Here is a 21,484-nt window from a genome sequence, read left to right as displayed (position 1 = left end):
CGTAGTCACGGACCGCCCGGCTCCTCGCGCATCCCTCAGGCGTAGGCGGCGACGTCCTCGACGGCCGAGAAGCCGAGCCCGTACGCGCTCATCCCCCGGCCGTACGCACCGAGGTGCACGCCCCTCGCCGACCCGGCCAGCACCCAGCCGAACTCGGACTCGCGGTAGTGGAACTCGACCGGCACGCCGTCCACCGGCAGCGAGAGCCTCGACCAGGGCGCCCCGGCCAGCTCGTCGGCGAGCTCGAACGCGATCTCGGTCTGCTGGTCGAGCCAGTCGTCGCGGAGGCCGTGGTCGAGCTGCGGCGGCCAGGTGCAGGCGAGGAGTCCGGAACCGGCCAGCCAGGCCGCCGTGGACACCGTGGTGGCCTCCAGCGTGCCGGTGCCGTCGCCGCTGCCGCGTACGGGGCTGCTGGCCACGGTCACCACGACGGCGAACCGGTCCTTCTCGGGGCCCGCGTCGGGACGTGCCAGCGGCTCGTCGCCGTGGCCGATCGCGCCGTGCTGGACCGTCCCGTCCGCGGCCCTGCCGACCTGGCCCAGCCGTCGCGGTCCGGTGAACGCCTCGTCCAGGGCGTACCAGGGGAAGGACGCCTGCAGATAGCCGTCGACGACCGCCGGCCGGGCCGAGGGCACCCCCTCCGCCGGCGCGGTCTCCGTGCTGGGCGTGCCATCCGTGTCAGCCCGACTCGTGGTCTCCATCTACCCGGCCGCCTCCTCGATCTCTCAGGATCCGGAGCGGCCCGCCCCCCGCGGGCTCGGGCATCCTCGCAACCGGACAGATGGAGAATAGCCATACCGTCCGGACGAGCCGGGATTGACCGGTCTCAGGTGGCGTCGGCGTCGAAGGGCGGACGGTCGTCCTGAGCGGCCGGAGCGGCCTTCTTCAGGGGGTCCGCGGAGCCCTTGACCAGCGGGTCGGCGGCGGCGGGCTTCGTCAGCGCGCCGGCGTCGGAACGGGCCGAGGCCACCGTCGCCGCCGTGGTGGCCGCCACGCTCTCGCGGCCGTGCACGGCGTCCGTCATGTCGGTGATCTCCTTGCGGAGGTCGAAGCTCTCGCGGATCTCCTTGAGCCCGAGATCGTCCTCGCCGTCCATGAGCTGCTTGCGGATGAACGTCTTGGGGTTCAGGTCCTCGAACTCGAAGTCCTTGAACTGCGGGCCCAGCTCGGAGCGGATGTCCTGCTTGGCGCTGTCCGAGAACTCGCGGATCTTGCGGATCGTGCGCGTGACGTCCTGGATGACCTTCGGCAGCTTGTCGGGGCCGAAGACCAGGACGGCGAGAATCCCGAGAGTCAGCAGCTCAAGTGCGCCTATGTCGTTGAACACTTTGCCGCTCCTCGTGTGCTCCGCGTATGAGTCGCGTGGTCTCCCACCGGCACGGCCGGAAAGTCCGGCCGTGCAAACCGTACCTGGCCGAGCTGTACGGACGGTAGCTCTGGACGACGTCCAGGGGGCGCCCGCCGCCCCGGAATCCGGTCATGGAGTCGCCGGGGACCGCCCCCGGCCCGCCGCGGACGTCGCAGCGGGGCAGGGGCCGGCGCACGTCTCTGCCGGTGGTTCCCGGTTCCCGGGCCGTATGAACAGGCATCGGAACACACGGCGGCCGATCAGCTGCCGGTGGCGGACCCCAAGGTCAAAGTCATGGACAGCTCTTTACCCCCGCGGGTCAGCCGCAGGCCGAGCCGGTCGCCCGGCCGGTGGGCGCGGATCTTCACGATCAGCTCCTCGCCGTTGTGGACGCGGACACCGTCCACCGCCGTGATGACGTCGCCGGGCCGGAGACCGGCCCGGTCGCCCGGACCGCCCTCGGTGACGGCGGCGGAGCCGTCCGCTCCCCCGGTGTTCACCTTGGCGCCGTCGCCTGCGTACGCCATGTCCAGGGAGACGCCGATGACCGGGTGGGTGGCCCTGCCGGTGTTGATGAGCTCCTCGGCGACGCGCTTGCCCTGGTTGATCGGTATGGCGAACCCGAGGCCGATCGAACCCGCCTGGGCGCCCGTCCCGCCGGCGCCGGTGTCGGCGGCGCGGATGGCGCTGTTGATGCCGATCACCCGGGCCCGTGAGTCCAGGAGCGGGCCGCCGGAGTTGCCGGGGTTGATCGGGGCGTCGGTCTGGAGGGCGTCGACGTAACTGACGTCGGTGGAGCCTGCCTCCTCGCCGCCGGCGGTGATCGGGCGCTGCTTGGCGCTGATGATCCCGGAGGTGACCGTGTTCGACAGGTCGTACGGGGCTCCGATGGCCACCACCGGGTCGCCGACCGCCACGTCGTCGGAGTTGCCGAGCGTCAGCGGCTTCAGGCCGGACACCCCGCTGACCTTGACCACGGCGAGGTCGTACCCGCTGTCCGTGCCGACCACCTCGGCCCTCGCGTTCTCGCCGCCGCTGAACGTCACGGTGATGTCGCCGGACGACCCGGCGGGCGCCACGACGTGGTTGTTGGTGAGGATGTGGCCCTGGTCGTCGAGGACGAAGCCGGTGCCCGTACCGGATTCCGCGTTGCCGCTGACGTGCAGGGTGACCACGCCCGGCAGGGCGCTCGCGGCGATCCCGGCGACGCTGTCGGGTGCCCGGCCGGCGGGCGCGGGGCCGGCCTGCGGGAGGTGCACGGTGGTGATCCCGCCGTTCCGTTCGATGTACGAACCGACCCCGCCGCCGACGGCTCCCGCGACCAGCGTGAGGAGGACGGCCCCGACGAGGAGCGACCCGCGCCGGCCGCCCTGGCGGCCCGCTGCCGGGACGACCCCGGAGTGCTGGGGGACGGTCCTGATCAGCGGCTGCTGCCGAGAACCCCACGGGTCGTAGTGGAGCCAGGGAGCGCCGGGCCGGGCGGCCTGCACCGGTGCGGGCTGCCCCGCGTGGTGGCCCGCCGTGTGCGGCGCACCGGGTGCCGTCGCGTACGCCTGGGGCACGGCGGTGCCGTGGGCGGGAGTCGCCGCCGGGTGCTGGACCGGCGGGGCGGGCGCCCAGGGGCCGGGGCCGCCGTAGGGCGGGGTGCTGTACTCGTCGGGCTCGTGCAGGGGGCGCGCCGCCCCGGGGGTACGCGGGCCGGGGAGGCCCGGAGCCTCCGTCGGGGGACCGTCCGCGGCCGGTACGGGGCCCGGCGCAAGGGGCACGGGCTGATCCGGTGCGACCGGTGTCGGCTGTTCCGGTGCGACCGGCGCAAGCGGCGCGGGCCGGCCGGGTGCGACCGGCGGGAGCGAGCCCTCGGTGTCGGCGGCGGGTCCCGTCGCGGGACGGCTCCACCACTTCGGCTTCGATCCGGTGGGCTTTCCCTCGTCCATACTCTCCCCGCACATGACCTCCGCACGCCCTCCTCGGAGCGTTCCGACCGGAATTCAACCAGGTTTTGGGCCGGTTGAACGGAGACGGCGAGGGGCGGCCGAGGAGGCGGCCGGTGCGGGCCGCCCGGGCGTCGGGGGGAGGTGCCGTTCCCGCGCCGGGGCATGACCGGCGCGGGGGCGATCAGCGCAGCGCCTGGTGCGGCGACGGCAGGGCCGAGAGCGGCGTGGAGGCGGACGGGGAGGGGGCGGCCGAGGACGGGGTGGCCCCCGGCTGCGCGGCCGCGGCGGGGAAGAGCGGCGCGAGGAGCGGGGAAGCCGTGCTGGGGCATATCAGCGACGCCAGCGAGACCTTCCTCGTCGGCTGCGTGTACTCCTGCCCCGTCCCGAAGAGGGTCTCGGTGCCGGTGCTGCCGGTTCCGGAGAAGGACCGGGCGCCGGTGGTGAGCCCCCCGGAGGCGGACGACGCGGCGAAGGTGGGCGTGGTGGCCGTGGCGGCTGTGCTGTCCGTGCCTTCGGAGGGGCCCTCCACCGAGAGCGCGCCCCCCTGGGAGCTCCCGCGGCTGGCCGCGGAGATGCCGCTCGCCGCGCGTTCGTCGGCGTCGAGCGGGGTCGCCGCGGACCCGGCGCCCTCGGCCCGCAACGGGGTGTCGAAGGCGTCGCCCACCGGGACGGCACCGCCCAGCGCGATGGCCGCCAGGGATACGGCGCTGGCAGCGGCGAACGCGATCCGCCGGCTGCGCCAGGGACCGCGGTCGGCCTCGCGGGCCACCTCGTGTATGCGGAAGGCGGAACCGGCGGCGCCGCCGGGCAGGACGGCGCCCGACCCGTGCACGGTGGGGAGGTATCCGAAGCCGTCCAGCGGCGAGGGGACCTTCTCCGCCCGGCGACCGACGGGGGGACGCGCCGGGAGGCGGAAGTCGTCCACCGGCCGCCCGTCGGGGCCGAAGGGCCCGCCCCGGAATCCGTCGTCGGTGCCGGTACCGCCGGGGAGACCCTGGAGCCGCGCGAGGAAGCCCTCGGTGGGCGACGGGGGAGCCGTCTGTGCGAACACCGACTTGACCCGCCGTTGGGCATCCGCTTCCGCCTTGCAGCGGGCGCAGGTGGCGAGGTGGGCCAGGACGCGTTCGCGGGCGTCGTGTTTGAGCTCGCCGTCGACCAGGGCGGCGAGCCGGTCCCCCAAGTGCTGCTCGGCAGGGGTGGGACCTGTGGGTGTCACGTCGTACCGCCCTCCCCCGCGAGGACGGCGCCCGCCAGGGAGCGCTGTTCGGCGCGGGCTTCGGGAGACCGGTGCTTGAGCGCCTTGCGCAGATGCGAACGGCCTCGGTGGATGCGGCTGCGCACGGTGCCGAGCTTGACTCCGAGGGTCGCCGCGATTTCCTCGTAGCTCAGACCCTCGATGTCGCAGAGCACCACGGCGGCCCGGAATTCGGGAGCGAGGGTGTCCAGCGCCTGCTGCACGTCCGCGTCGAAGTGGGTGTCGTTGAACACCTGCTGCGGCGACGGCTCACGGCTGGGCAGCCGTTCGGCGGCGTCGTCGCCGAGGGAGTCGAAACGGATCCGCTGCTTGCGGCGGACCATGTCGAGGAAGAGGTTGGTGGTGATGCGGTGCAGCCAGCCCTCGAAGGTGCCGGGGGTGTACGTCGACAGCGACCGGAAGACGCGGACGAAGACCTCTTGGGTGAGGTCCTCCGCGTCGTGCTGGTTGCCCGTCAGCCGGTACGCGAGTCGGTACACGCGACCGCTGTGGGTGCTGACGATCTCTTCCCAGGAGGGCGGGGTCCACGCCGGGGATTCCGTGTCGGAGGCGAAGGTCGCGGTCGTTGCGGAATCGTTGGAAGAACGGTCAGCTTGGTTGGTCACGGATTTCGGCTCACCCGCCGACCTGAGAAAGCGCCGCAGCACTCCTCCCCGATCCCCAGGCGCAGCCGCACCTCCCCTGTCGGCTCTGGTGGTGTCCAGTGGAGCCCCTACCATAGCCACCTCGCCCGTTAGCTCCGTATAAGCCTTTTTCGGAGGGGCCGGGCCATGCCCGGGGCCTGCTCGTGCCGGTCCGGTGAGCCCGATCCGCGGGCCCCCTTCGGGCGCTTTCCCCTCTCCTCCCCCAACGTCCGGTCCCATCTGCGGGTTCCCCTGCGCAGCGGATACAGTCACCGTTGCGCCAACTACGGGGACAGGAGAGGGTCATTACCGCCAACCGGCAGACGAGCTGGGCGTTCGCCGACGCCTTTGTCCCCGAGGACGAGGCTCTGTACCTGGCCCGCGAGCGGTCCAGGTCGTTCGGGATCCGCTCGGTCTCCCCCGGCACGGGAGCCGCGTTGCGGCTGCTCGCCGCCGCGGCGGACGCCAAGGCGGTGGCGGAGATCGGCACCGGTACCGGCGTGTCCGGCATCTACCTGCTGAACGGGATGCGCCCGGACGGGGTGCTGACCACGGTCGACCCCGAGCCGGAACGGCAGCAGTTCGCCCGTGAGGCGTTCCGCTCCGCCGGCTACGCCACCAACAAGGCCCGCTTCATCCCCGGACGCGCGCTGGACGTCCTGCCACGGCTCGCCGACGGCGGGTACGACCTCGTCTTCTGCGACGGCGACCGGCTGGAGAGCCTGGACTACCTCGCGGAATCGTTGCGTCTGCTCCGCCGGGGCGGCGTCGTCTGCTTTGAAGGGGTCTTCGCGGACGGCCGTACGGTCGACGCCGCGGCCCAGCCCGCCGAGGTCCAGCGCATCCGTGAGCTGCTGCGGGCGGTGCGGGAGAGCCAGGAGCTGATGTCCACGCTGCTGCCGGTCGGCGACGGCCTGCTCTGCGCGGTCCGGCGCGGCTGAGCCCGCCGGCCGGGAAGGCCCGGCCGCTGTGCGCACGGCCCGTACCGCTGCGGCGCGAACACGCTACGGCGCCCCGGCCACGGTCTGCCCCGGAGACGGTTCCGGCCGGACACGCTTCTGCCCCGGCACGGGTTCCCGTGCCGGGGCAGAAGTGAAGTGTGGGCGCGCAGAAGGTCAGCCGACAACCTTCTTGAGCGCGTCGCCGAGCGCGTCTGCCTCGTCGGGAGTCAGCTCGACAACAAGCCGACCGCCGCCTTCGAGCGGAACTCGCATGACGATGCCCCGCCCCTCCTTTGTCACCTCGAGCGGGCCGTCGCCCGTCCGCGGCTTCATGGCCGCCATGCTCGTTCCCCTTCCTGAAACCAGCTCAATCGCAACCGGCGGCCCCATGACAGGCGCTGCCTCACCGGCATCGAACACATTGCTTCCAGGTCATTATCCCGCATGCGACACCCCGATGACCAACATCGATCGGCATCGCTTGCGCAACGCACACCACCAAAACCACCCAATTCGGCGATCCGGCTGCGATACTTCGCCCGCTCGCGGCCCGAGGTGAGAGCCAATCGTTAGACGCAGGTCACATGTCGGCCCGGCGGGGCGTCGGCCATGCTTGCCTGGCGGGGCACCGAACCTGGACAGCGAGGGGACACCACCATGGCCGACGAACTGGCGAACACCGTGCTCTACGAGGTGAGCGACGGACTGGCGACGATCACCCTCAACCGGCCCGACGCGATGAACGCCATGAACACCGCGGCCAAGGTCGCCCTGCGGGACGCGCTGCGCACCGCCGCCGGCGATTCCTCCGTACGCGCCGTACTCCTCACGGCCACCGGGCGTGCCTTCTGCGTCGGCCAGGACCTCAAGGAGCACATCGCGTCGCTCGCCGCCGCGCAGGAGACCGGCGGGGGCAACGCCCTGAGCACGGTGAGCGAGCACTACAACCCGATCGTGCTGGCCATCACGGAGATGGAGAAACCGGTCGTGGCGGGGGTGAACGGGGTGGCGGCCGGGGCCGGTTTCGGCTTCGCGCTCGCCGCCGACTACCGGGTGGTGGCCGACACCGCCTCGTTCAACACATCGTTCGCGGGGGTCGCGCTGACCGCCGACTCCGGGATGTCCTGGACGCTGCCCCGGCTGATCGGGCCGAGCCGCGCGGCGGACCTGCTGCTCTTCCCCCGTTCGATCACCGCGGCCCAGGCGTACGAACTGGGCCTGGTCAACCGGGTCGTCCCGGCGGCCGACCTGGCAGCCGAGGCCGCGTCCGTGGCGCGCGCGCTGGCGGACGGGCCGACCGTGGCCTACGCGGCGCTCAAGGCGTCCATGGCGTACGGCGCGGGCCACACCCTGGCCGAGACGCTGGAGAAGGAGGACGAACTCCAGACGAAGGCGGGCGCCTCGCAGGACCACACCATCGCGGTGAAGGCGTTCCTCGCCAAGGAGAAGCCGCACTACCTCGGGAAGTGACCGGTATCACTCGTCGCGGGGTGCCGGAGGCCGGAGGCCGGAGGCGCCGCGCGCCACGCAGTCGGCGAGGTGGTCGTCCACCAGGCCGCACGCCTGCATCAGGGCGTGGGCGGTGGTCGGGCCGACGAAGCGCACCGACCGCTTCTTCAGCTCCTTGGCGAGCGCGGTCGACTCCGGGGTGACCGCCGCGACGTCTCCGAGCGCCTTGGGGACGGGCCGGGTCGCCGGGTCGGGGGCGTGGGACCAGATGAGTTCGTCCAGCTCGCCGGGGGCCCATCCGGCGAGCACCCGGGCGTTGGCCAGGGTGGCGTCGATCTTGGCGCGGTTGCGGATGATGCCGGCGTCGGCGAGGAGCCTCTCCTTGTCGGCGTCGGTGAACCGGGCGACCTCGGCGATCCGGAATCCCGCGAAGGCGGCGCGGAAGCCCTCCCGGCGGCGCAGGATCGTCAGCCAGGAGAGACCGGACTGGAACGCTTCCAGGCAGAGGCGTTCGAAGAGGGCGTCGTCGCCGTGGACCGGCCGGCCCCACTCGGTGTCGTGGTAGGCGAGGTAGTCGTCGGTGCTGAGGCCCCACGGACAGCGCAGCCGTCCGTCCGGGCCCGGTTCGGCTCCGCCGCTCATCGGGCCCCTCCGTCGTCGTGGCCCGGCTCCTGGCCGGAGGGGGGCTTGCGGAAGTCGGATGCGGGCGTGCCCCGGGAGAGGGCTCCGGAGAGCGCCGACTCCAGGTCGGCGATCCGGGCGTCGCGCTCGGCGAGTTCGGCCGCGACCCGGTCGAGCGCCTCGTCCACGTCGGCCATGCGGTAGCCGCGCACGGCCATCGGCAGCCGGAGCTTTTCCAGGTCGGCGGTGACCAGGGGCCTGTTCACCGGCAGCGGGTCCGTGAGGCACTCGGGCGCGGTGTCCAGGAGCACCGCCCGGTCGCCCCCACCCACCACGGCGAGGGTGACCGCCCCGACGACCACGACCATCGCGAGCAGCAGGAACAAGAACACGTGCGCCTCCCCAGAGGACGGGAATCAGTCCGGGTCCGATCGTGCCATGCGGCACCGGCACATAGGGTCTCCGGTGCCGCACCAGCGTCGTCGCCGTCGGTCGCCGACGCTCCGCGGTCTGCGGTCTGCGGTCTGCGGTCTGCGGTCTGCGGTCTGCGGTCTGCGGGTTCGACCGCGCGGGACCCGCACGGGCCCAGGACCGGAACACAGCACGCACCGGCACGCACCGGCACGCACCGGCCCGGACCGGGTGCGGGGCCGCACGGGTCCGCCGCCGTCCGGCATGATCCGGACGGAGACCCCAGGGTCGATCTACGAGGAGGAACACGGGATGCGAAGCGGTCCACTCAGGCTGGGGCGGCGGGAATTCGGTCCGTACGAGCCGGTGATCATGGCAATCGTGAACCGGACCCCCGACTCCTTCTACGACCAGGGCTCCACGTTCCTGGACGAGCCGGCGCTCACCCGGGTCGAGCAGGCGATCGCGGAGGGCGCGGCGATCATCGACATCGGCGGCGTCAAGGCGGGACCGGGTGAGGAGGTCTCCGCCGAGGAGGAGGCCCGGCGCACGGTCGGGTTCGTCGCGGAGGTCCGCCGCCGCCACCCGGACGTCGTGATCAGCGTGGACACCTGGCGGCACGACGTGGGCGAGGCGGTCTGCGAGGCCGGCGCCGACGTGCTGAACGACGCGTGGGGCGGGGTGGACCAGAAGCTGGCGGAGGTCGCCGCCCGGTACGGCGTGGGACTGGTCTGCACCCACGCGGGAGGCGCGGAGCCGCGTACCCGCCCGCACCGGGTGGGGTACGAGGACGTGATGGCGGACATCCTGCGGGTCACCCTCGGGCTGGCCGAGCGGGCGGTGGAGCTGGGGGTGCGCCGGGACGGGATCATGATCGACCCCGGTCACGACTTCGGGAAGAACACCCGGCACTCGCTGGAGGCCACCCGGCGCCTGGACGAGATGACGGCGACCGGCTGGCCGGTGCTCGTCTCGCTCTCCAACAAGGACTTCGTCGGCGAGACCCTGGACCGTCCGGTGAAGGAGCGGGTGATCGGGACGCTGGCGACCACCGCCGTGTCGGCGTGGCTGGGGGCCCAGGTGTACCGGGTGCACGAGGTGGCGGAGACCCGGCAGGTGCTGGACATGGTCGCGTCGATCGCCGGTCACCGGCCGCCCGCCGTGGCACGGCGCGGGCTGGCCTGACCCGACCCGGGGCGCCCGGGGAGCCGCCGGGGCTCCCCGGGCGGCGGCCCGGCCGGGTCGTAGGCGTCGCACCGGCCGTTCGCACGACCGGTGACGGAGAGGGGGACGGGCGACGGGCGACGGGAGGCGGCCGTACTACCGGCCGACCTCCTTCGTCACCAGGGCCACCGCCTCGTCCACGTCGTCCGTCACGTGGAACAGCAGCAGGTCCCTCTCGGATGCCTTGCCCTGTGCGACCACGGTGTTCCTGAGCCAGTCCACGAGACCGCTCCAGTACGCGGAACCGAAGAGGACGATCGGGAAACGGGTGACCTTGCCGGTCTGGACGAGGGTGAGCGCCTCGAAGAGTTCGTCCAGCGTGCCGAGGCCGCCGGGGAGTACGACGAATCCCTGCGCATACTTGACGAACATCGTCTTCCGGACGAAGAAGTAACGGAAGTTGACGCCGATGTCGACGTGCGGGTTCAGCCCGGACTCGAAGGGCAGCTCGATGCCGAGTCCGACCGAGATTCCCTTCGCCTCCCTGGCCCCCTTGTTGGCGGCCTCCATCGCGCCGGGGCCACCGCCGGTGATGACGGCGAAGCCCGCGTCGACGAGCGCCCGGCCGATCCGTACCCCGGCGTCGTACTCCGGGGTGTCCGCCGCGGTGCGCGCGGAGCCGAACACGCTGATCGCGCTGGGCAGCTCGGCGAGCGCCCCGAACCCCTCCACGAACTCGGACTGGATGCGCATGACCCGCCACGGGTCGGTGTGCACCCACTCCGAGTCGTCCTCGGAGTCCAGCAGCCGCTGATCGGTCGTGCCGGGCTGTACCTGTTCCCTGCGGCGCAGCACCGGGCCGAGCCGCTGCTCCTCGGGCCTGACCGCACCCTCGGGGATCTGCGCGCCCGCGGGAATCTCCGCCCTCCGGGGACTCTCTGCCTTCTCGGGGTTCTCTGGAATGCGCCCGTCCTCCGGGTTGCCCATGTCCTGCTCCCTCCACCGACGTGCTTTGTGGCTGTTCCCGTCAGCCTAAGCGCTGTCCCGCGATTCCTGGCGGGTGCGCGGCTCCAGCTACGGCGCCTCGCCGCGTTGCCGGAACGTCCGCGTACATCCCGTATGCGGACGCCCCTCCGCCCTGCGATGCACCGCGCCGGACACCGCCCACCGATCCGACGCGAATGGTCAGACAAATGGCCTGGATCCCGGGGGGTTACGGGCGGGGTGATGCCGTGGGTCAGCTGGTGAGCCAGGAGCGGAGGCGCTCCTCGCAGTGGGTGATCCGTGCAGTCACCACGTGTTCGTCGCGCTTGTGGGCGTAGAGCGCGTCGCCGGGACCGTAGTTGACGGCGGGGACGCCGAGGTCGCCGAAGCGGGAGACGTCCGTCCAGCCGAACTTGGGCTGGGCGGTGCCGCCGACGGCCGTCATGAACGCCTTCGCCGCCGGGTGCGAGAGGCCCGGCATGGCGGCGGTCGAGTGGTCGTCCACCGTGAACTCGGCGATCGCGCACTCCGCGAAGACCTCGCGGACGTGCGCGAGGGCCTCCTCGGCGGTCCGGTCGGGGGCGTAGCGGTAGTTGACGGTGACGGTGCAGGCGTCGGGGATCACATTGGTGGCGACGCCACCCTCGATCTTCACGGCGTTGAGGCCCTCGCGGTATTCGAGGCCGTCGATGACCGGGCGGCGCGGTTCGTACGCGGCGAGCCTGGCGAGGATCGGGGTGACGGCGTGGATGGCGTTGGACCCCATCCAGCTGCGCGCGGAGTGGGCGCGTTCGCCCTCGGTCCGCAGGATGACGCGCAGGGTGCCCTGGCAACCGCCCTCGACCTGGCCGTCGGAGGGCTCCAGGAGGACCGCGAAGTCGCCTTCCAGCCAGTCGGGGTGGGCGTCGGCGACATGGCCGAGGCCGTTGAGGTGGGCGGCGACCTCCTCGTTGTCGTAGAAGACGAAGGTGAGGTCGCGGTTGGGCTCGGGGACGGTCGCGGCGATCCGCAGCTGTACGGCGACCCCGGACTTCATGTCGGAGGTGCCGCAGCCCCAGAGGACACCGTTCCCGTCGAGCCGGGAGGGCACGTTGTCGGCGATCGGCACGGTGTCGATGTGCCCCGCCAGGACCACGCGTTCGGGGCGGCCGAGGTGCGTGCGGGCGACCACGTTGTTGCCGTGCCGGTCGACCGTCAGGTGCGGCAGTCCGCGCAGGGCCGCCTCGATGGCGTCCGCCAGTTCCTTCTCCTCCCCGCTCACCGACGGGAAGTCGACGAGCCGGGCGGTGAGCGCGGGGGCGTCCAGGGCGAGGTCAAGCGTGCGATCGGCCATGGCTCCGACCCTACTGCCGCGCCGCGCCCGCATCCGACGGGGGACGGGCCGGGGAATCAGGGGGGAAGTGCCGGGAAAGTCCGGGGAAACGTGCGGGGCGGTCCGGCCGGCGTTCCGGGGCGGCCATCGGCGCCCGCGAGGGTCTCGGCGCCGCCCGTACCCTCCAGTACGGTGGGCCCGTGCCTCGGACGACACTCTCCTCCCCCAGCCGCCCCACCGGCCACCGCCGCCTCTACCAGGTGCTCGCCGCGTTCGTCATACTCGCTGCCCTGGCCGGCTATCTCGCGGTGCAGTACCTCTCCGGCAGCAAGGATTTGCTGACCGGCTGCGAGGTTCGCTCCGGCGACGGCAAGGGGGACGGCGAGGGGACGACGTACGAGCTGGGCGTCGACCAGGCCGCCAACGCCGCGACGATCGCCGCGGTGGGGGCCGCGCACGGGATGCCGGAGCGGGCGGTGGCCATCGCGCTGGCGACGGCGATCCAGGAGTCGCGGCTGCGCAACATCGATTACGGCGACCGGGATTCCCTCGGCCTCTTCCAGCAGCGCCCCTCGCAGGGCTGGGGCACCTCCGCTCAGATCCAGGACCCGGTGTACGCCTCCGGGAAGTTCTACGAGCACCTCGCGAAGATCAGCCACTACGAGGACCTGCCGCTGACGGAGGCCGCGCAGCGCGTGCAGCGCAGCGGGTTCCCGGAGGCGTACGCACAGCACGAGCCCGACGCGATACTGCTGGCGTCCGCGCTGACCGGGCAGATCCCGGCCTCGCTGAACTGCGCGACACCGGTCACCGCGACCGCCTCCGCACCGGGTGACCCGGACCGCCTCCGCACCGAGCTGGTGCGGGACTTCGGCAAGGAGGTCCTTCCGGCGGGCGGGGCCGCGGGGTCGGCGACGCGCACGGTCGCGGTTCCGGTGCGTGCGACGGGCGGGGGCACGACGGACGGCGACGCGAAGGGCGGAGCCGGGACCGCGGGTGCCGGCGCGACGACCGCCGCGCAGCGGGGCTGGTCGCTGGCCCACTGGGCGGTCGCCCGCTCCGCGGAACTCGGCATCGACGAGATCGCTTACGCGGGCAAGGTGTGGACCGCGGGCGCGGGCTGGCGCACGGACCGGTCCGAGGACGGGAAATCGGCGAAGTCGACAGAATCCGCGGAGTCGGCGGAATCGGACACCCCCGAGGTCCGGATGCGCCTCGCACAGTAGCGCGACACTTCACCCGCAGGGGGTCATCCCGGTCGGCGGCGGCAGGGGCACCCGCCCCCCAGCCGCGAGGCGGGGCCGGATTCCCCTTTTCCCGTGCGGCACAAGAGGAGTGACGGTACTTCGGGTGGTGCGGAATTCGGTGCTCCGACCACGTGTCCGGAGTGCGGATTATCCGACGCATTGCCGACTCTTTACCTCGGCGGACCGCAACCTCCCCCGCCCCCGGCGCAGTTGATCAGTCCGTCCGGAACGCCGGACGAGCACTGGCAGCACTGGCAGTACTGGCAGCACTGCCGGTCGTGCCCGTGCTGATGACTTTCCGCCGAAGGAGCACCATGTCCCTCCCCCTCACCCGCCGTATCGCCCGCGCCGTCCTGCTGATCGCCGCAGCCGCCCCCGTGATCGGCGCGGCCGGTGCCGCGAACGCGGCGGGGCTCCCGCAGACGCCCGACCTGGGCGGTCTGACCAAGCTGGACAGCACGAACCTCAGCAGCACCCTCGACGGCACCGCCAAGCAGGGCGCGAAGACGCTGAACGAGACGGGCGGCAAGCTGGTCGGCACGGCCGTCCCGGTCGCCGCGAAGACGGTGAACCAGGCGGGCGAACTGGTCGCTCCCGAGACCAAGGAGAAGGCCGGCAGGACCACCGGCCAGACGGCCGAAGTGCTCGGCGGCGCCGCCAACAAGGCGACCGGCGGCTCGCTGCCCGTCGAGCGTCTCGCCGGCGCCCTGCCGCTCGGCGGATGACCGGCCGGACACCGGCCGGACGCCGCCCGGCGCCGCCCGTGTCCTCCCCGCAGCAGTGACGCGAGAGACCCCGGGACCACGTCCCGGGGTCTCTCGCGTCGTTCACGGGCGGTCGGCCCGCGATCGGGCGGCGTCGGTCAGAGCTGTCAGGGCTGTCAGGGCTGTCAGGGCTGTCAGGACAGCCGCTTCACGGCCGCCAGGATGCGCTCGTCGGTCGCGGTGAACGCGACCCGGACGAAGCGGTCTCCCGCCGGTCCGTAGAACTCGCCGGGCGCCACGAGGATGCCGAGTCCGGCGAGGTACGCCACGGTGTCCCAGCAGGGTTCGTCGCGGGTGACCCAGAGGTAGAGGCTCGCCTCGCTGTGCTCCACGCGGAAGCCGTGGCTCTCCAGGGCCGCGCGCAGGGCCGCGCGCCGGTCGGCGTACCGGGCGCGCTGCACGGCGACGTGGGTGTCGTCGGCGAGGGCCGCCACCGTGGCCGCCTGAACCGGGGCGGGGGTCATCATGCCGCCGTGCTTGCGGATCTGGAGCAGCTCGCCGAGCACGGCCGGGTCACCGGCGATGAACGCCGCTCGGTACCCGGCCAGGTTGGACCGCTTGGAGAGCGAGTGGACGGCGACGAGGCCGTCGAACGAGCCGCCGCAGACGTCCGGGTGGAGAACCGAGACCGGTTCGGCCTCCCAGCCGAGTTCGAGGTAGCACTCGTCGCTGACGACCAGGATGTCGTGGGCGCGGGCCCAGGCGACGATCCGGGTGAGTTCCTCGCCGGACAGGACGCGGCCCGTCGGGTTGGACGGGGAGTTCAGCCAGAGCAGCTTGAGCCCGGCCGGGTCGAGCGCGGTCGGGTCGTCGTAGGCGACGGCGTCCGCCCCGCAGAGCCGGGCGCCGATCTCGTACGTCGGGTAGGCGAGCGCCGGGAAGGCGACCCTGTCGCCGGGGCCCAGGCCCAGCTGCGTCGGCAGCCAGGCCACCAGCTCCTTGGAGCCGACGACCGGCAGCACGTGGTGGTGGGTGACGCCCCTCGCGCCGAGGCGCCGCTCCACCCAGCCGCTGAGTGCGTCGCGCAGCTCCTCGGTGCCCCAGACCGTCGGGTAGCCGGGGCTGTCGGCCGCCGCCGCGAGCGCCTGCCGGATCACCTCGGGCACCGGGTCGACGGGGGTGCCGATGGAGAGGTCCACGATGCCGTCCGGGTGGGCGGCGGCGGTCGCCTTGTGGGGTGCGAGGCGGTCCCAGGGAAATTCCGGGAGGCGGGAGGAGAGTGCTGCGGACACGGAACTCTGCTTTCTCGTACGGGCGAAAACACCTCGGTCCCGCACGGTGGCGAGCCGTACGGGACCGAGCGGCACATCTGCTGCCGCGTCTGTGCTGAGTGCGGCGCGGCCGCGGGCGTCGCTACTGGTTCTGGGGCGGCAGCGCGGCCACGAAGGCGTGGTCGCGCTCGATGAGCCCCAGCTTGGAGGCGCCACCGGGCGAGCCGAGGTCGTCGAAGAACTCGACGTTCGCCTTGTAGTAGTCCTTCCACTCCTCGGGGGTGTCGTCCTCGTAGAAAATGGCCTCGACCGGACAGACCGGCTCACAGGCGCCACAGTCCACACACTCGTCCGGGTGGATGTACAAGGACCGCTGGCCCTCGTAGATGCAGTCGACGGGGCACTCTTCGATGCAGGCCTTGTCCTTCACGTCGACACAAGGCTGCGCGATGACGTAGGTCACGCTGTCGTTCCTCCTCGGTAGGGCGTTGGCTCTCGCGCGGGAGCGCGGCGTCGATGATGCCCTCACCTAGTATCTCCGTAGTTCAGCGCGATCCGAACAGGAGGGGCGGTAGGAGCTGTGGAATTCACCGTCGGCGGACGGCTCGAGGTCCGTATTACCCATGCTGATGTGGGAAAACGCGTGTCCGTCCGACGTCGTTCCGAAGGGGGCGCCCCGGGCGCCGTGTTCACGGACACGGTCGGTGTTCTCACATCCTGGGACGCGGGCGTGCTCCGGATCACCCCGAAGGACGGGCAGGGCGTCCACATCGCGGAATCCTCGCTCGTCGCCGGCAAGGTCGTACCCCCCGCCCCGGCGCGCCGGTCCGGCCCCGCGGCCACCTTCGCGGAACTCACCCGGGCGACGGCGCGTGCCTGGCAGCCCGTGGAGAGCGAGGCGCTGGGCGACTGGCGGCTGCGCGCCGCGGGCGGCTTCACCCGTCGCGCCAACTCGGTCCTGCCGCTGGGTGATCCGGGAATGCCGGTCGCCGACGCGCTGGCCCACGCCCGGCGGTGGTACGCGGAGCGCGCCTTGCCCGCCTATCTCCAGGCCGGCACAGGGACCGCGGACAGCCAGGAGGCGCTCTGCGCCGAGCTGGAAGAGAACGGGTGGCGGCGCGAGGTCTCCGCCGAGGTCCGGATCGCGGCGCTGGCTCCCCTCGGCGACCGGGACGCGGACGTCTCCCGGGTGCTCCTCGGGCGGACCCCCGACACCGGGTGGCTGGAGCGCTACCACCGCGCCGGGGCGGACTCGGCCCCCATGCTCCACGTATTGTGCGCGGGCCCGTCGGTCTGGTTCGCGACCGTCCCGGGCGCCGACCCGGCGGGTGCGCCCGCCGCGATCGGACGGTGCGTGGTGGACGGCCGGTGGGCCGGGTTCTCCGCGGTGGAGGTGGCCCCCGAGTACCGGCGCCGGGGCCTCGCCGGCGCGGTGATGACCGCGCTGGCCCGTACCGCTCTGGAGGAGGGCGCATCGGCGGCCTGGCTCCAGGTGGAGGAGGAGAACGCCGGGGCACGAGCCCTGTACGACCGGATGGGCTTCGTGACGCACCACCGGTACCACCACTTCCGTTCCGCGTGACGGCGTAACGGTTCGGGCGTTCGGAGCGGCGGAACAGGTGTCAGAGAGGGACCCCGTGGACGACGGAGCGGACTCCGAGGACTTCTCCGCGGCCGGACGGCGGGCGCGGTTCGCCGAGGAGGCCCGCTCCGAGCGGCCGGATCTCGCGCTGCTCTGCCTGCTGGTGGGCGCCGAGGCGATGCCGGAGCCCCCGCCCGGCGACCCCGATCCGTACGGCATCGACGCGGCGCAGATCGAGCTGGACCGGCTGGCGGGCCTCCTCCCGCACGGCCTCGCCACGCCGCGCGACTGGGCGGAGGCGCTGGGCGCGCTGCTCGGCGGCCGGTACGGCTTCTGCGGTGCCTCCCCCGACTACCAGCGGCTGGAATCGTCCCTGCTCCAGCAGGTGCTGCGCCGCCGCCGCGGGCTGCCGATCCTGCTCTCGGTGATCTGGATGGAGGTGGCGCGGCGGGCGGGCGGCCCGGTCCACGGGGTCGCGCTGCCGGGGCACTTCGTGGTCGGTTTCGGGGATCCTGCGGAGCACGTACTGGCCGATCCGTTCGCCGGGGGCGTGGTGCTGACGGGTGAGGACGCCGAGCTGATGGTGGCGGGGGCGACAGGTGTGCCCCTGCGGGAGTCGCTGCCGACGCCCGCCCGGCCGCAGGCGATCGTGCTCCGCATCCTGAACAACGTACGGGCCTGGGCGGCGGCTCGCCCCGAACGCACCGACGTGGCGCTCTGGGCGGTCGAGCTGTCGCTCCTGCTGCCGTCCCATCCGGCCAGACTGCGGTACGAGCGGGCCCAACTCCTGGTCCAGCGGGGGGACTTCCTGCGCGGGGCGTCGGAGATGGAGGAGTACGCGGACATCATCGGCGGCATCGAGCCGACGGCCGCGGAGACGATACGGCGGGGCGCGCGGGCGGCCCGGGCGCGGCTGAACTGAGCCCGCCGGCGGGGTGTCCCCCGCACGGCCGCGGCGGTGTCCGGGGGAGCTCCGCCACCCCTCGCCCTGGACCGACCAGGAACATGTACGTGACACGGACCACATTGACAGGCTCTACGATTCTAGATCCTATAGGAAATAGAGAAAGGGAGCCGATGATGACTCACACCGCAGAAACCTGGCCGATCGCCGCCGCCCTGCTGCAGTTCCCGAACGTGGGACCCGATGGTGTCTCCACCCAGGAGCAGACCGCCGAGCAGTGGGCCGAGAGCCTTCAGGAGGTCGCGGACGCCGGCTTCACCGAGGTCGACCTCACCGACGGCTGGCTGCGCCCCGGCGATCTCGCCCCCGCGCGCCTGGAAGAACTGCGGGCCACGCTCTCCGCGGTCGGTCTGACCGCCCCGGCCATCTCCGCGATCCGCCGCAGCGTCATCGACCCCGTCGACGGCGACGCCAACCTCGCCTATTCGCACCGCACCATCGACGCGGCCGCCGCTCTCGGCGTCCCGCTCGTCTCGGTGGGACTGCACCGGCCGCTCACCCCCGAGCAGCAGGCGGTGCTCTGGTTCTGGACGGTGCCGGGCCCCCAGGACCCGGTCGGCGACCGCGAGACCTGGGACAAGGCCGTCACCCGCCTGCGCGAACTCGCCGACCACGCGGCCTCGGTGGGCGTCGAACTCTCCCTGGAGATGTACGAGGACACCTACCTCGGCACCGCGGACTCCTCCGTCGCCCTGCTCACCGACATCGCCCGCGAGAACGTCGGCCTCAACCCGGACCTCGGCAACCTCATCCGGATGCAACGCCCCATCGAGTCCTGGGAGTCGATGGTCACCAAGACGCTGCCGCACGCCAACTACTGGCACGTGAAGAGCTATTACCGCGTCGAGGACCCGGCCACCGGCACCGTCCTGACGTCCCCGGCTCCCATGGAGTCCGGCTTCGTCAGCTACCGCCAGGCCGTGAAGATCGCCCTCGCGCACGGCTACACCGGCGCGTTCTGCGTCGAGCACTACGGCGGTGACGGCCTGAGCGTGGCCGCCTCCAACCGCGAGTACCTCCGGCGCATCCTGCCGCGCCGTACCGCGGCCTGAACCGCCCCCTCCCCACCCGCACGCCCCCGGCCACGCCGTGAGCCGTGCCGCCGTGAGCCGTGCCGCCGCGACGCCGCGACGCCGTGAGGCCGCGACGCCGTGAGGCCGCGACGCCGTGAGGCCGCGACGCCGTGAGGCCGCGACGCCTCCGTGCGCCGGTCGGGCCGCGCCCTCCGCGCGGAGGCATCGGCCCGGCCCGCGCACCCGTCGCCTCCCGTCCGGCCCGCGCCCCCACCCGCACATCCCCCTCTCCGACTAGGAGCTCCCCCGCCATGACCCGGCTCTTCGACGACCCCGACCGCTTCAGCGAGGACCAGTTGCGGGGTTTCGCCGCGGCCTACCCGGAGCACGTCACGGTGGTGCCCGGCGGTGTCGTCCGCACCCGGGCGCAGGCCGAGGGCCGGGTCGCGGTCGTCGTCGGCGGCGGGTCGGGGCACTACCCGGCGTTCAGCGGCCTGGTGGGGGAAGGGCTGGCGGCGGGAGCCGTGGTCGGAAACATCTTCACCTCGCCCTCCGCCCGGCAGGCCGAGGCCGTGGCGCGGGCCGCCGACACCGGTGCGGGCGTCCTCTTCTCCTTCGGCAACTACGCGGGCGACCGCATGAACTTCGGCATGGCGCAGGCCCGCCTGCGCGACGCCGGGATCGACACCCGTACGGTCATGGTCACCGACGACGTGGCCAGCGCACCCGCCGAGCGGCGCCACGAACGCCGGGGCATAGCCGGGGACTTCACCGTCTTCAAGGTCGCGGGCGCAGCCGCCGAGGAGGGCCTCGACCTGGACGGCGTCGAGGCCGCCGCCCGCCGCGCCAACGACCGTACGTACTCCTTCGGCATCGCCTTCGACGGCTGCACCATGCCGGGCGCCGACGCCCCGCTCTTCACGGTCCCCGACGGCAAGATGGCCATCGGGCTCGGAATCCACGGTGAGCCCGGCGTGCGCGACGCCGACATGGCCGACGCCCCGACGATCGCCCGCACGCTCGTCGAGCGTCTCCTCGAAGAACGCCCGACCGGGGCGGGACCCCGGGTCGCCGCGATCCTCAACGGGCTGGGCGCCACCAAGTACGAGGAACTGTTCCTGCTCTGGGGACACGTCGCCGGCGCCCTGGCCGGGGCGGGCCTCACGGTGGTGCGGCCCGAGATCGGGGAGCTGGTCACCAGCCTCGACATGGCCGCCTGCTCCCTCACCCTGATGTGGCTCGACGAGGACCTGGAGCGCCGGTGGTGCGCCGCGGCGGACGCCCCGGGCTTCCGCCGCACACCCCTGCCGAAGGCTCCGGACGGCCCGCGCGCCCGTTCGGGGCAGGCGGCCCCGGCTCCGGCCACGACACCGTTCGTGCCGGGGGACCGCGCCTCGCGTGCGGCCGCGGCAGACACCCTGGCGGCGCTGCGGGCACTGCGCGGCGCGCTGCACGAGGCCGCCGGGGAACTCGGCCGTATCGACGCGGTCGCGGGCGACGGTGACCACGGGCGGGGCATGACCAAGGGCGTCGACGCCGCCGTACGGGCCGCCGAGACCGCCGACTCCGCCGGGGCGGGGGCCCGTTCGCTGCTGAGCGCCGCCGCCGACGCCTGGGCCGACGAGGCCGGCGGCACCTCCGGGGTGCTCTGGGGCGTCGCGCTGCGCGCTCTGGCCCAGGAGTTGGGCGACACCGGCCGGGCCGACGGGACGCGTGCCGCCGAGGGGGCCCGCGCCGCGCTCGACGCCGTCACCTCGCTCGGCGGGGCGAAGCCCGGCGACAAGACCCTCGTCGACGCCCTCGTCCCGCTCGTCGACACCTTCACGGCGGGCGTCGCACGCGGGGCGGCCCCCCGCGTCGCCCTGGCCGAGGCCGCCGCCGCGGCCACCGTGGCCGCCGACGCCACCGCCGCGCTCACCCCCCGCCTGGGCCGTGCCCGGCCCCTGGCCGAGCGCAGTGTCGGCACCCCCGACGCCGGCGCCCTCTCCCTGGCCCTGTGCGCCCGGACCGTCGCGGCGCTGTTCGGCGACGCCGACGCCACCGGCTGAGCGGCGGCCGCCGTCCACGCCACCGAACCCGACCGCCCACCACCCCACGGGACACCGACATGACAGAGAACCAGGCCCCTGCTCCGCTCCGCATCGTCGTCGGCTGCGACGACGCCGGATACGCGTACAAGGAAGCCCTCAAGGCCGATCTGGAGGCCGACCCGCGCGTCGCGTCCGTGCTCGACGTCGGGGTGACCTCGGACGAGCACACCGCCTACCCGCACATCGGGGTGGCCGCCGCCCGTGTGGTCGCCGCCGGGGACGCCGACCGGGCGCTGCTGCTGTGCGGTACGGGGCTCGGCGTCGCCATCAGCGCCAACAAGGTGCGCGGCATCCGGGCCGTCACCGCCCACGACAGCTTCTCCGTCGAGCGGGCGGTCCTCAGCAACAACGCCCAGGTCCTCACCATGGGCCAGCGCGTCATCGGCCTCGAACTCGCCCGCCGTCTGGTCCGCGAGTGGGTCGGTTACCGCTTCGACGAGTCCTCGCCCTCGAACGAGAAGGTCGCGGTTCTCGACGCGTACGACACCGCCGGCGCGGACCGCGACCACGAGGCCGCCGCCGGCTGCTGACGCGCTCCTCCGCGCCTCGGCCCCACCCCGCTCGTCCCCGC

The 21,484-nt window shown here is 73.1% G+C and carries 22 protein-coding genes; 10 read left to right on the top strand and 12 right to left on the bottom strand.

Annotated features, from left to right (window positions below):
* Positions 1-35 precede the first annotated feature (35 nt).
* The 5 genes from ACFYPN_RS04035 to sigE form a co-directional block, all read right to left on the bottom strand.
* Entirely contained in the window at positions 36-701 is a 666-nt protein-coding gene (locus ACFYPN_RS04035) for a hypothetical protein (RefSeq protein ID WP_358762372.1), read from the bottom strand.
* A 125-nt stretch (positions 702-826) separates the two neighbouring features.
* Complete coding sequence (locus ACFYPN_RS04030) at positions 827-1,327, bottom strand: sec-independent translocase (protein WP_358762374.1); 501 nt, start codon at positions 1,325-1,327, stop codon at positions 827-829.
* Between the two features lie 281 nt (positions 1,328-1,608).
* The gene (locus ACFYPN_RS04025; protein WP_389296631.1) at positions 1,609-3,282 is read right to left on the bottom strand and encodes a trypsin-like peptidase domain-containing protein; all 1,674 of its coding nucleotides are present in this window, start codon (positions 3,280-3,282) and stop codon (positions 1,609-1,611) included.
* A gap of 181 nt (positions 3,283-3,463) precedes the next feature.
* Entirely contained in the window at positions 3,464-4,498 is a 1,035-nt protein-coding gene (locus tag ACFYPN_RS04020; protein ID WP_389296630.1) for a zf-HC2 domain-containing protein, read from the bottom strand.
* Positions 4,495-5,256, bottom strand: coding sequence for an RNA polymerase sigma factor SigE (sigE, locus tag ACFYPN_RS04015; protein ID WP_358762378.1), 762 nt, complete (start codon positions 5,254-5,256; stop codon positions 4,495-4,497). Before sigE ends, ACFYPN_RS04020 begins: the two co-directional genes overlap by 4 nt.
* Before the next feature lie 179 nt (positions 5,257-5,435).
* Here sigE and ACFYPN_RS04010 point away from each other — a divergent pair, with 179 nt between their 5' ends.
* Positions 5,436-6,101 (top strand): O-methyltransferase, encoded by a 666-nt coding sequence (locus ACFYPN_RS04010; protein WP_358762380.1) that lies wholly within the window; start codon positions 5,436-5,438, stop codon positions 6,099-6,101.
* 174 nt (positions 6,102-6,275) lie between these two features.
* On the opposite strand, the gene ACFYPN_RS04005 is transcribed toward ACFYPN_RS04010, so the two are convergent.
* Positions 6,276-6,443, bottom strand: coding sequence for a DUF3117 domain-containing protein (locus ACFYPN_RS04005; protein WP_003966491.1), 168 nt, complete (start codon positions 6,441-6,443; stop codon positions 6,276-6,278).
* 315 nt (positions 6,444-6,758) lie between these two features.
* On the opposite strand from ACFYPN_RS04005, the gene ACFYPN_RS04000 reads away from it, so the two are divergent.
* Positions 6,759-7,571: an enoyl-CoA hydratase/isomerase family protein gene (locus tag ACFYPN_RS04000; protein WP_389296629.1), complete on the top strand. Its 813-nt coding sequence runs from the start codon at positions 6,759-6,761 to the stop codon at positions 7,569-7,571.
* 6 nt (positions 7,572-7,577) lie between these two features.
* Here the strand turns inward: ACFYPN_RS04000 and ACFYPN_RS03995 are convergent, their stop codons facing one another.
* Together ACFYPN_RS03995 and ACFYPN_RS03990 are read right to left on the bottom strand one after the other, a co-directional pair.
* The gene (locus tag ACFYPN_RS03995) at positions 7,578-8,192 is read right to left on the bottom strand and encodes a DNA-3-methyladenine glycosylase I (RefSeq protein ID WP_358762384.1); all 615 of its coding nucleotides are present in this window, start codon (positions 8,190-8,192) and stop codon (positions 7,578-7,580) included.
* Positions 8,189-8,563 carry a DivIVA domain-containing protein gene (locus tag ACFYPN_RS03990; RefSeq protein ID WP_358762386.1) on the bottom strand — a complete coding sequence of 125 codons (375 nt, stop codon included), beginning with the start codon at positions 8,561-8,563 and terminating at the stop codon, positions 8,189-8,191. Before ACFYPN_RS03990 ends, ACFYPN_RS03995 begins: the two co-directional genes overlap by 4 nt.
* 331 nt (positions 8,564-8,894) lie before the next feature.
* Here ACFYPN_RS03990 and folP point away from each other — a divergent pair, with 331 nt between their 5' ends.
* Positions 8,895-9,767, top strand: a complete 873-nt coding sequence (gene folP / locus ACFYPN_RS03985) for a dihydropteroate synthase (protein WP_389296628.1) — start codon at positions 8,895-8,897, stop codon at positions 9,765-9,767.
* Positions 9,768-9,902: 135 nt separating this feature from the next.
* Here folP and ACFYPN_RS03980 read toward each other — a convergent pair whose 3' ends face one another.
* Positions 9,903-10,733 (bottom strand): TIGR00730 family Rossman fold protein, encoded by an 831-nt coding sequence (locus ACFYPN_RS03980; protein ID WP_389296627.1) that lies wholly within the window; start codon positions 10,731-10,733, stop codon positions 9,903-9,905.
* 250 nt (positions 10,734-10,983) lie between these two features.
* Positions 10,984-12,063 carry a succinyl-diaminopimelate desuccinylase gene (gene dapE / locus ACFYPN_RS03975; RefSeq protein WP_389296626.1) on the bottom strand — a complete coding sequence of 360 codons (1,080 nt, stop codon included), beginning with the start codon at positions 12,061-12,063 and terminating at the stop codon, positions 10,984-10,986.
* A 179-nt stretch (positions 12,064-12,242) separates the two neighbouring features.
* Here dapE and ACFYPN_RS03970 point away from each other — a divergent pair, with 179 nt between their 5' ends.
* Positions 12,243-13,268, top strand: coding sequence for a hypothetical protein (locus ACFYPN_RS03970; RefSeq protein ID WP_389296625.1), 1,026 nt, complete (start codon positions 12,243-12,245; stop codon positions 13,266-13,268).
* 335 nt (positions 13,269-13,603) lie between these two features.
* Entirely contained in the window at positions 13,604-14,014 is a 411-nt protein-coding gene (locus ACFYPN_RS03965) for an ATP-binding protein (RefSeq protein WP_358762396.1), read from the top strand.
* Positions 14,015-14,187: 173 nt separating this feature from the next.
* Here ACFYPN_RS03965 and dapC read toward each other — a convergent pair whose 3' ends face one another.
* A complete protein-coding gene (gene dapC, locus ACFYPN_RS03960) occupies positions 14,188-15,285 on the bottom strand; it encodes a succinyldiaminopimelate transaminase (RefSeq protein WP_389296624.1) in 1,098 nt (365 codons plus the stop codon).
* 121 nt (positions 15,286-15,406) lie between these two features.
* Positions 15,407-15,727, bottom strand: a complete 321-nt coding sequence (gene fdxA / locus ACFYPN_RS03955; RefSeq protein ID WP_065490770.1) for a ferredoxin — start codon at positions 15,725-15,727, stop codon at positions 15,407-15,409.
* Positions 15,728-15,844: 117 nt separating this feature from the next.
* On the opposite strand from fdxA, the gene ACFYPN_RS03950 reads away from it, so the two are divergent.
* The 5 genes from ACFYPN_RS03950 to ACFYPN_RS03930 all read left to right on the top strand — a co-directional run bounded on the left by ACFYPN_RS03950 (position 15,845) and on the right by ACFYPN_RS03930 (position 21,443).
* Positions 15,845-16,846: a GNAT family N-acetyltransferase gene (locus ACFYPN_RS03950; RefSeq protein ID WP_389296623.1), complete on the top strand. Its 1,002-nt coding sequence runs from the start codon at positions 15,845-15,847 to the stop codon at positions 16,844-16,846.
* Between the two features lie 55 nt (positions 16,847-16,901).
* Positions 16,902-17,768, top strand: a complete 867-nt coding sequence (locus ACFYPN_RS03945) for a transglutaminase-like domain-containing protein (protein ID WP_358762402.1) — start codon at positions 16,902-16,904, stop codon at positions 17,766-17,768.
* A gap of 155 nt (positions 17,769-17,923) precedes the next feature.
* Complete coding sequence (locus ACFYPN_RS03940) at positions 17,924-18,862, top strand: sugar phosphate isomerase/epimerase family protein (protein ID WP_389296622.1); 939 nt, start codon at positions 17,924-17,926, stop codon at positions 18,860-18,862.
* Between the two features lie 272 nt (positions 18,863-19,134).
* Positions 19,135-20,871 (top strand): dihydroxyacetone kinase family protein, encoded by a 1,737-nt coding sequence (locus ACFYPN_RS03935; RefSeq protein ID WP_358762406.1) that lies wholly within the window; start codon positions 19,135-19,137, stop codon positions 20,869-20,871.
* A 59-nt stretch (positions 20,872-20,930) separates the two neighbouring features.
* On the top strand, positions 20,931-21,443 hold the full coding sequence (locus ACFYPN_RS03930) for a ribose-5-phosphate isomerase (protein ID WP_358762408.1): 513 nt from the start codon (positions 20,931-20,933) through the stop codon (positions 21,441-21,443).
* Positions 21,444-21,484 lie beyond the last annotated feature (41 nt).

The organism is Streptomyces sp. NPDC005576 (assembly GCF_042871745.1).
GTDB lineage: Bacteria > Actinomycetota > Actinomycetes > Streptomycetales > Streptomycetaceae > Streptomyces.
The sequence above is the reverse complement of the archived record's forward strand: the minus strand, read 5'-3'. Positions and strand labels throughout refer to the sequence as shown.